The organism is Aquirufa sp. (assembly GCF_044377215.1).
In the GTDB taxonomy this organism is placed as follows: Bacteria; Bacteroidota; Bacteroidia; order Cytophagales; family Spirosomataceae; genus Aquirufa.
In genome coordinates this window covers 1-8,222 of sequence record NZ_JBILJM010000052.1, presented here as the reverse complement: position 1 = coordinate 8,222, position 8,222 = coordinate 1, and the positions used below count along the sequence as shown (strand labels likewise).

Here is an 8,222-nt window from a genome sequence, read left to right as displayed (position 1 = left end):
TACTTGTCCGGTAAGGTTGACATGCGGGCTGTAGCAATTTCTACTCAGCATTTAATTGCAGATGGTTTTGATATTGGAACTTCTGCTGATCCCTATCGGAATTTTGTTTATACATCGTTTCAGGAATGGGCGACGAATATTTCACATCGGAGAACGGCTTCTTTAGCAAAGCAGCATGGAAATTCGAATTTGTCCCGTATGTGTGCACAAATTGCAGCTGACGAATTGCGTCATGCAAAGGCATATAAGGCATTTGTGTCTGAAATTTTCAAATTAGATCCCTCAGAAATGATGTTGGCATTTGCCGATATGATGAAAAAGAAAATAGTCATGCCTGCTCATTTCTTACGTGAGATGAATGGGGCAAAGAGTTCATTGTTTGATCATTTTTCAGATGCTGCTCAGCGCATTGGTGTTTATACTACAATGGATTATACCACGATTATGCGTGGTTTGATTCAAGATTGGGAATTAGAGGGGATTCGAGGGTTGAATGATCAAGCAGAAAAGGCACGGGATTATGTAATTAGTTTACCAGCACGCTTAGAGCGTTTGGCTGAGCGTGTTAAGGTGCCTGAGTTAGCCTACCCGTTTAGTTGGATTGTTTAATTCTTTATGCCTCAAAAATTGTCAATGGATGAGCTAAATCGGCTCGATCTTCCTTCCTATAAACAGGTAGACAAGTTTCCTTTTGTATTTGTATTAGACGACATACGCAGTATGAATAATATTGGATCGGCTTTTCGTACGGCTGATTCATTTCGATGTGCGCATGTCTATTTATGTGGAATTACTGCAAAGCCGCCGCATCGTGAGATTTCTAAGACAGCATTGGGAGCTGATGAATCTGTAGATTGGAGTTATTTTGAAACGCCTGAGTTATGCCTCAAACATTTAGTTACAAGTGGCTATGAGGTTTTTTGTATAGAGCAAGTGTCTCAATCGATTTCACTGAATAATTTTGTGCCATTAGTTGGCAAGAAATATGCATTTATATTTGGAAATGAGGTTTTTGGGGTAAATGATATTTGGATTGAAGGGGCATCTGGTTCTTTAGAAATCCCCCAATTTGGCACAAAGCATTCCTTAAATGTTTCGGTTACGATGGGAATTGTAGCTTGGGATTTTATCTCAAAGACAGTTCTTTAGTTATTCCAATATTAAATTTTTTAAATACTTTAAAAACTTAACACGTATAAGTTTTTACTTCTCATTTCTTTACCTAGATTTATTGAAAATTTAATTTAAACATAATGGACGGTAACAAAAAAGTATTAAGTGGCCAGTTGAGTAATCTCATTTTGCCAAAGCTTACTGGATTAACAGAGAAAAACGCGAAAAAGGTATTAGAAGCTGTCGAAAAGTCCGTAGGTGAAATCGCCAAGAAATATGCTAAATTGATTGCTGAGCAAGATAAAGAGGCAGCTAGGGCTAAGGCTAAGGCAGCTAAAATAAAGCAAAAATTAGCTGATAAAGAAGCCAAAAAAAAGAAAAAATTAGCAAAAAAGGCAGCTGAGTTAAAGCAAGTTTCTCAATTAATGCGCAAAGAAACAGTTGCAGTTGCTCCAAAAGTAGTTTCTAAGTCTCCTGCCAAACCTGTAGCGAAACCTGCTACCAAGGTTATCAAAAAGTAGATTAAAATCTTATCCGTTATTTTAGGCGTTCATCCCATTTTGATTTGGGGGTGAACGCTTTTTTTTTACATTCGAACATTAATTTATTTTAGCAATTATGTTACTATCAATTCGGAATTTAGAGAAGCGTTATGCCGAGCATGTAGCTTTGCAAAATATTAGCCTTGAAATCCCCAAGGGATGCATTTTTGGCTTGTTGGGCCCCAATGGAGCAGGAAAAACATCTTTGATTCGAATTATTACACAAATTACGGGTCCGGATGCTGGAGAGATTTATTTTGATGGAGAACGTTTGCGTTTGGAGCATGCGGATCAAATAGGCTATTTACCTGAGGAGCGAGGCTTGTATAAAAAGATGAAGGTGGGAGAGCAATTGTTGTATTTGGCGCAATTAAAAGGTATGCGTAAGGATGAGGCCTTAGCTAAATTAAAAGATTGGTTCATTCGATTGGATATAAAAGATTGGTGGAATAAGCCCGTAGATGATTTGTCCAAGGGAATGCAACAAAAAACGCAATTTATTGCTACGGTGGTTCATGAACCTAAGTTGCTTATCTTGGACGAGCCATTTTCAGGTTTTGACCCCATTAATGCCAATATGTTGAAAGATGAAATTTTGGCTATTAAAGAGCGTGGAACAACTATTTTGTTTTCGACGCACCGTATGGAATCCGTGGAGGAGTTGTGCGATGAGATTGCCTTGATTAATCATGCACGTGTGGTCTTATCTGGTAATAAAACAGAAGTTCAGGCGAGGTTTAAAAAGAATCAATTTATGATTCGATTTGAGGGTATTTTAACGCATATTCCGGGTATTGAGGTAATAAGCCAACAACCTACCCATGCGGTTTTACGTTTATCGGAGGGGATTGGTACGAATGAGGCGATTGCATTATTAATTCAGCAAGTTCGTTTATTGGAATTTAAGGAGTTGATTCCATCCTTCAATGAAATATTTATACAAGTTGTAAGCGAGACAAATTAATATGAATAAGATATTACTAGTTATTCAGCGTGAGTATATAACGCGTGTTTTAAAGAAATCATTTTGGATTTCTTCCTTATTGGCACCTGTGCTTTTAACCGCTATTTATGCGATTCCGATTTGGCTGGCGATGAAAGATAAGGAACAGAAAAAAGTGGCCATATTGGATTTGAGTCACTTGTGGAAACCTGCTGATTTACAAGACAAGGAATTAATTTTCACCTTTATTTCCAAGTCGGAAATGCAATTCAAGAAGGAGTTTTCCAAGGATGGATATGACGCGTTTGTGAGTATTCCAGCCAATGTTTTGTCAAACCCCAAAGGGGTACATATTTATTCATCAAAGAATATCGGACTTTCTTTAAAAGAATCGGTTGAACGATTAATTCAAAATAAGGTTAGACAGGAGTTGATGTATCAAGCGGGTATCTCTGAAAAGGTGTACGAAGATACGCAGGTTGATATTGAAAGTGATACAATTACGATTTCTGATTCTGGGGATGAAACAAATTCAAGTTCAGCCGGAGCCATGATATTGGCTGGTGTGATGGGATTAATTCTGTATGTAACACTCCTTTTGTATGGGTCTCAGGTTATGAATGGGGTTATTGAGGAGAAAAGTAGTCGAATCATCGAGGTTATTATTTCATCTGTAAAGCCGTATCAATTGATGTTAGGTAAGATTATAGGTGTAGGATTAGTTGGTTTGACGCAGTTTTTGTTATGGATTGTTTTGACGATTGGGCTGACTCAAGTAACCAGTAAAGTATATGCGTCGAAGGCATCTTCTATGGTTGGCCTTAGTCAAGATGCACAAATTAAAGCGAATGCAGATATGGCAAAAGCCATGCAAGATTCGCCTATGGGAGAAGTAACGAAAGTATTGGAGAGTACGAATATTCCGTTAGTGATGTTTGCTTTTTTGTTTTATTTTTTCGTGGGATATTTGTTGTATAGTTCTTTATTTGCGGCTATTGGTTCGGCTGTTGAGAGCGCTACTGAGGCGCAGCAATTCACATTTATTGTGATGATTCCGATCATTTTTTCTTTCTTGCTTGCACAGTATACTATGCAGGATCCTGATAGTACGATTGCATTTTGGTCATCTATGATTCCATTTACCTCCCCGATTAATATGATGGTTCGATTGCCATATGGGGTACCTATTTGGGAATTAGTCGCCTCGATGGTCTTTTTACTTATCGGATTTTTTGTTTGTAGTTGGATTTCAGCCCGAATATATCGGGTAGGAATTTTAATGTACGGAAAAAAAGCTACGTGGAAAGAATTGTCAAAATGGCTTTTTTATAAGGGTTAATTAGTCATTTAGCCACTTGTCTAAATCTTCTGGATTAAATCCTGCAATGATTCTATTTCCATCTGTTATGATGGGGCGTTTGATGGCAGAATTTTTAACCAATAAGAATGAAAATGCTGCGGATTTTTCTGATATGGTATCTTTTTCTTGATCGCTCAGTTGGCGGTAGGTGCTTCCTTGTTTATTGAGAACTTTTTCGATGCCTAATTTGTCAATAAAATTTTGAAGTGTGACAGCCGAAATACCTTCTTTTTTATAATTATGAAATGTGTATTGGATATCTTTTTTCGCTAGAAAATCGAATGCTTTTTTCATCGTATTGCAGGCTGGTATTCCGTATATCGTAATCATAATTTTTTTATTTAAAATCTAGTTCACCATGTTGGTTTTGGTGGTATTTTTGTGAATTGCTTACAAAAATAACACAAATAGCCATTATGGAATATAGAATTGAAAAAGATACCTTGGGTAAAGTAAATGTGCCTGCTCATGTGTATTGGGGTGCGCAGACGCAACGTTCCATTGAGAACTTTCCGATTGCCCAAGATATCAATAAGATGCCTAAGGAGATTATAAGAGCATTCGCTTATCTGAAAAAGGCTGCTGCGATTACGAATTTTGAGGCAGGTATTTTAGATGAGGCAAAAAAAAGTCTCATTTCACAAGTTTGTGATGAAATTTTGGCTGGGCAGTGGGCGGATCAATTTCCATTAGTTGTTTGGCAGACGGGTTCAGGTACGCAATCAAATATGAATTGTAATGAAGTGATTGCTTACCGTGCACATGTGATTCAAGGTGGGAACTTAATGGATGATCAGAAGTTTGTACATCCGAATGATGATGTAAACAAGTCTCAATCATCGAATGATACGTTTCCAACGGCCATGCACATTGCGGCATATCAGGCTTTGATGGAGGTGACCATTCCAGGTATTACGACATTAAGGGACACTTTAGATGCGAAGGCAAAGTCATTTAAAGATGTGGTTAAAATTGGCCGTACCCATTTCATGGATGCAACGCCTTTGACATTGGGACAAGAGTTTTCCGGTTATGTGTCTCAGTTGAACCATGGTTTGAAGGCAATTAATAACTGCTTAGATCATTTGGCCGAACTAGCCCTTGGAGGAACAGCAGTTGGCACAGGAATCAATACACCCAAAGGCTATTCGGAAAATGTGGCGAAGCATATTGCTGCATTAACAGGATTGCCTTTTAGAACTGCTGAAAACAAGTTTGAGGCCTTGGCAGCACATGATGCAATTGTAGAGGCACATGGAGCTTTAAAAACGGTTGCAGTTAGCTTAATGAAGATTGGAAATGATGTTCGCATGTTGTCTTCGGGGCCTCGTTCGGGAATAGGAGAGATTTATATTCCGGATAATGAGCCGGGTTCATCTATTATGCCGGGTAAAGTAAACCCAACACAATGTGAGGCAATGACTATGGTGGCAGCGCAAGTATTAGGAAATGATGTTGCCATTAATATTGGTGGTGCATCTGGCCATTTTGAGCTAAATGTGTTTAAGCCTCTGATGATATACAATTTCTTACATTCGGCTCGTCTCATTGGCGATGTTTGCAAGGCATTTAATGATAAATGTGCTGTTGGTATCGAACCCTTGCATGCTAATATTGCAAAGCACGTAAACAACTCATTGATGTTGGTTACCGCTTTAAACACCAAAATAGGCTATTATAAAGCGGCTGAAATTGCTCAGACTGCACATAAAAACGGCTCTACATTGAAAGAAACAGCAATAGCCCTCGGTTATGTTACTGCTGAAGAATTTGATGCTTGGGTGCGTCCTGAGAATATGGTAGGCGACATCAATGTATAAGTAGATAAAAAATACGCGATTCTCGCGGCTTTAGCATAAAAATTCCTCATATGATTCGTATGAGGCATTTTTATGCCATTTCGCGCAATTCTACTGAATAATAGGTATTTGGGAACGGAAAACTTTCTGCTACAGTAGTAGCCTCTTCCCAGGAAGACATAATTAAGGTAATGACTTGGGAGATCTCTCCTCCATCAATAAGCTGAACTATCTTTTGTTCTATTTTTCCACTGGCTGAAAGATATAGACTTTGACCCGAAAATTTCTGATATAACATGTCTTGATATTTTTTTTTCACCGACTTTAGCCATGAACGAATTTGTTCTAATTCTTCGGAAGATGCCAAGCTATTTTCTCCTGAAATTCCCTCAACAGGGCCTCGAATAATGATAACAAATCGTTTCATAAAAATGGTATTATTCTTATTTTAAAATTCGCTTTGAAATTTATCAAATGGATTTTCTACTTTTAATTTAGGTACTCGTATTGCCCGTTCTTTAGGTGCTACTTTGGGAGTTTGAATTGTTGGTGGGAGTAGGGGACTGAGCCAGTTGGCCAACTGCCCTAGTACATCCGCGTTTAGTGTATAATAAATAAACACTCCATTTCTTCGCGTGTTAACAATTCCTGCTTCTTTTAACACGGATAGATGACGCGAAATTGTCGGCGCAGCATAGTCGAATTGATCAAAAATACTACTTGCAGGCATCTCGCCATCTTTGAGCATCTCAATGATTCTACGTCGGGATTCATCCCCAATAGCTTTGCTTATCGCTTCGATAGTCATATTATTATTACTTACTTAGCTAATTTAATATTTTCAAATTATAAATCAAAATCAAGCCTATTCAACATTTTTGAATGGTATTTAAATACACCCGATTTTAATTAGCATAACGGCTAATATATAATTAGTTTAATGGCTAATCAATTGTCTGGCTAGCTATAATATATTAGCTTTTTAGCTAATTAATGATAATGTTACTTTCAACTAGTTAAATGTGGTCAGCTGTCAATTGACTTACTAGTTATTCATTCAGTTGATTTGTTGTCTTCGAATATTTAAGCAAAAAAAAGACCGCAAGAATTTTTTCATGCAGTCTGTAATTTCGTGTAAGATTTGTATGTTTTAGTCTCGAATGTAAATGCGTTTTACTCTAGAAGATATCCCAGTCATCATTTCATAAGGAATTGTTTGAGCCGCTTTTGCTAAGGTTCCTATTTGTATTTTTCCGCCAAACACGATTGCCTCGTCTCCCTCATTTATTTTTGGTAAATGGCTAACATCTACCATGCACATGTCCATGCAAATACTTCCTACTGTTGGGCATAATTGACCCCTTATTTCAAATAGTCCTGCTCCTGAACCAAGTGATCGATTATAGCCATCTGCATAACCAATTGCGAGGGTAGCAATCTTGCCATCTTCTTGAAATTGTCCTATCCGACCGTAGCCTACTGTTTCGCCTTTTGCTACATTTTTTACCTGTGAAACATAGGTTTTTAGTGTTAATACGTTTTCTAGTGATTTTTTTTCGACCGAATTACCAGAAATTCCATACATACTGATGCCCAATCTCACCATATCGAACCTTGATTCTGGGTAATTTTGTATGGCAGCTGAATTAGCTATATGCCATAATGGTTTGTAGCCTAAGCGATCACTTATTGCCTGAGAGGCATTTTCAAATTGTTTAATTTGGTGCAAAGTAAATTCTTTATGCTTTGGGTTTTCTGAGGCTGCTAAATGGCTTAAAATACTCACAACCCATAGTTGGGGCATTTGATTTAATTCATCGTTTAGCTTGTCAATTTCATTCATTTCAAACCCTAAACGCTTCATCCCCGTATCTAATTTTAGATGGATTTTGATATTTTTGTTATGATTGTTACTGTATTCGTCTATCGCTTTTAATAAGCTGAAATTATATATCTCAGGTTCTAACGCATATGAAGCCATTTTATCGAATTCTTCCACTTGGGGATTCATCACCATAATGGGTGTATAAATTCCATTGTTTCTTAATTGTATACCTTCATCTGTATACGCTACTGTTAGGTATTCAATTCCTTGCGATTGTAGTATTTTGGCTATTTCTACGGCACCAGCTCCATAGGCTTGTGCTTTTACCATGCCCATTATTTTAGTCTCTTTTCCTACTAGATTTCGATAGTAATTTAAGTTATGGTGTAATGTTTCTAGATTAATTTCGAGTTGAGTACAATGTGTTTTCGTCTCTAAAGCATTTACTATTTTTTCAAAGGCAAATTTTCGTGCTCCTTTCAATAGTATTATTGAATCTTGTAGGTTTGTTAGATCTCCTGATTCTACCAATGACTCCGCTGTTGAATAGGTATTTATATCATTGAAATATTGTTTATTTCGCTCGATTTGAGTTCCTATGCCATATACTTTTTTAATTTTTTGTTGTTTTAGTAACTGG

General features: G+C 37.3%; 10 protein-coding genes. 6 read left to right on the top strand and 4 right to left on the bottom strand.

Going from position 1 to position 8,222, the window contains the following annotated elements:
• The 5 genes from ACIQ6T_RS11010 to ACIQ6T_RS10990 form a co-directional block, all read left to right on the top strand.
• Positions 1-609 (top strand): acyl-ACP desaturase (locus tag ACIQ6T_RS11010; RefSeq protein ID WP_395786347.1); only part of this gene is annotated, 609 nt, incomplete at its 5' end.
• Between the two features lie 6 nt (positions 610-615).
• Positions 616-1,149 carry a TrmH family RNA methyltransferase gene (locus tag ACIQ6T_RS11005; protein ID WP_395786345.1) on the top strand — a complete coding sequence of 178 codons (534 nt, stop codon included), beginning with the start codon at positions 616-618 and terminating at the stop codon, positions 1,147-1,149.
• 104 nt (positions 1,150-1,253) lie between these two features.
• Positions 1,254-1,634: a hypothetical protein gene (locus ACIQ6T_RS11000; RefSeq protein ID WP_395786343.1), complete on the top strand. Its 381-nt coding sequence runs from the start codon at positions 1,254-1,256 to the stop codon at positions 1,632-1,634.
• 97 nt (positions 1,635-1,731) lie between these two features.
• The gene (locus ACIQ6T_RS10995) at positions 1,732-2,619 is read left to right on the top strand and encodes an ABC transporter ATP-binding protein (protein WP_395786341.1); all 888 of its coding nucleotides are present in this window, start codon (positions 1,732-1,734) and stop codon (positions 2,617-2,619) included.
• 1 nt (position 2,620) lies between these two features.
• Complete coding sequence (locus ACIQ6T_RS10990) at positions 2,621-3,937, top strand: ABC transporter permease (RefSeq protein WP_395786339.1); 1,317 nt, start codon at positions 2,621-2,623, stop codon at positions 3,935-3,937.
• On the opposite strand, the gene ACIQ6T_RS10985 is transcribed toward ACIQ6T_RS10990, so the two are convergent.
• Positions 3,938-4,288, bottom strand: coding sequence for a Spx/MgsR family RNA polymerase-binding regulatory protein (locus ACIQ6T_RS10985; protein WP_395786337.1), 351 nt, complete (start codon positions 4,286-4,288; stop codon positions 3,938-3,940).
• A gap of 86 nt (positions 4,289-4,374) precedes the next feature.
• Here ACIQ6T_RS10985 and fumC point away from each other — a divergent pair, with 86 nt between their 5' ends.
• Entirely contained in the window at positions 4,375-5,778 is a 1,404-nt protein-coding gene (fumC, locus tag ACIQ6T_RS10980; RefSeq protein ID WP_395786335.1) for a class II fumarate hydratase, read from the top strand.
• A gap of 70 nt (positions 5,779-5,848) precedes the next feature.
• On the opposite strand, the gene ACIQ6T_RS10975 is transcribed toward fumC, so the two are convergent.
• The 3 genes from ACIQ6T_RS10975 to alr all read right to left on the bottom strand — a co-directional run.
• Positions 5,849-6,184, bottom strand: a complete 336-nt coding sequence (locus tag ACIQ6T_RS10975) for a hypothetical protein (RefSeq protein WP_395786333.1) — start codon at positions 6,182-6,184, stop codon at positions 5,849-5,851.
• A gap of 21 nt (positions 6,185-6,205) precedes the next feature.
• Complete coding sequence (locus ACIQ6T_RS10970) at positions 6,206-6,565, bottom strand: metalloregulator ArsR/SmtB family transcription factor (protein ID WP_395786331.1); 360 nt, start codon at positions 6,563-6,565, stop codon at positions 6,206-6,208.
• A 342-nt stretch (positions 6,566-6,907) separates the two neighbouring features.
• On the bottom strand, positions 6,908-8,222 hold a 1,315-nt coding region (gene alr, locus ACIQ6T_RS10965; protein WP_395786329.1), incomplete at its 5' end, for an alanine racemase.

Coding starts and splice junctions, on each gene's coding strand:
- ACIQ6T_RS10990 (WP_395786339.1), top strand. CDS start 2,621: ATGAATAAGATATTACTAGTTATTCAGCGTGAGTATATAACGCGTGTT.
- ACIQ6T_RS11005 (WP_395786345.1), top strand. CDS start 616: ATGCCTCAAAAATTGTCAATGGATGAGCTAAATCGGCTCGATCTTCCT.
- fumC (WP_395786335.1), top strand. CDS start 4,375: ATGGAATATAGAATTGAAAAAGATACCTTGGGTAAAGTAAATGTGCCT.
- ACIQ6T_RS10995 (WP_395786341.1), top strand. CDS start 1,732: ATGTTACTATCAATTCGGAATTTAGAGAAGCGTTATGCCGAGCATGTA.
- ACIQ6T_RS11000 (WP_395786343.1), top strand. CDS start 1,254: ATGGACGGTAACAAAAAAGTATTAAGTGGCCAGTTGAGTAATCTCATT.
- ACIQ6T_RS10975 (WP_395786333.1), bottom strand. CDS start 6,184: ATGAAACGATTTGTTATCATTATTCGAGGCCCTGTTGAGGGAATTTCA.
- ACIQ6T_RS10985 (WP_395786337.1), bottom strand. CDS start 4,288: ATGATTACGATATACGGAATACCAGCCTGCAATACGATGAAAAAAGCA.
- ACIQ6T_RS10970 (WP_395786331.1), bottom strand. CDS start 6,565: ATGACTATCGAAGCGATAAGCAAAGCTATTGGGGATGAATCCCGACGT.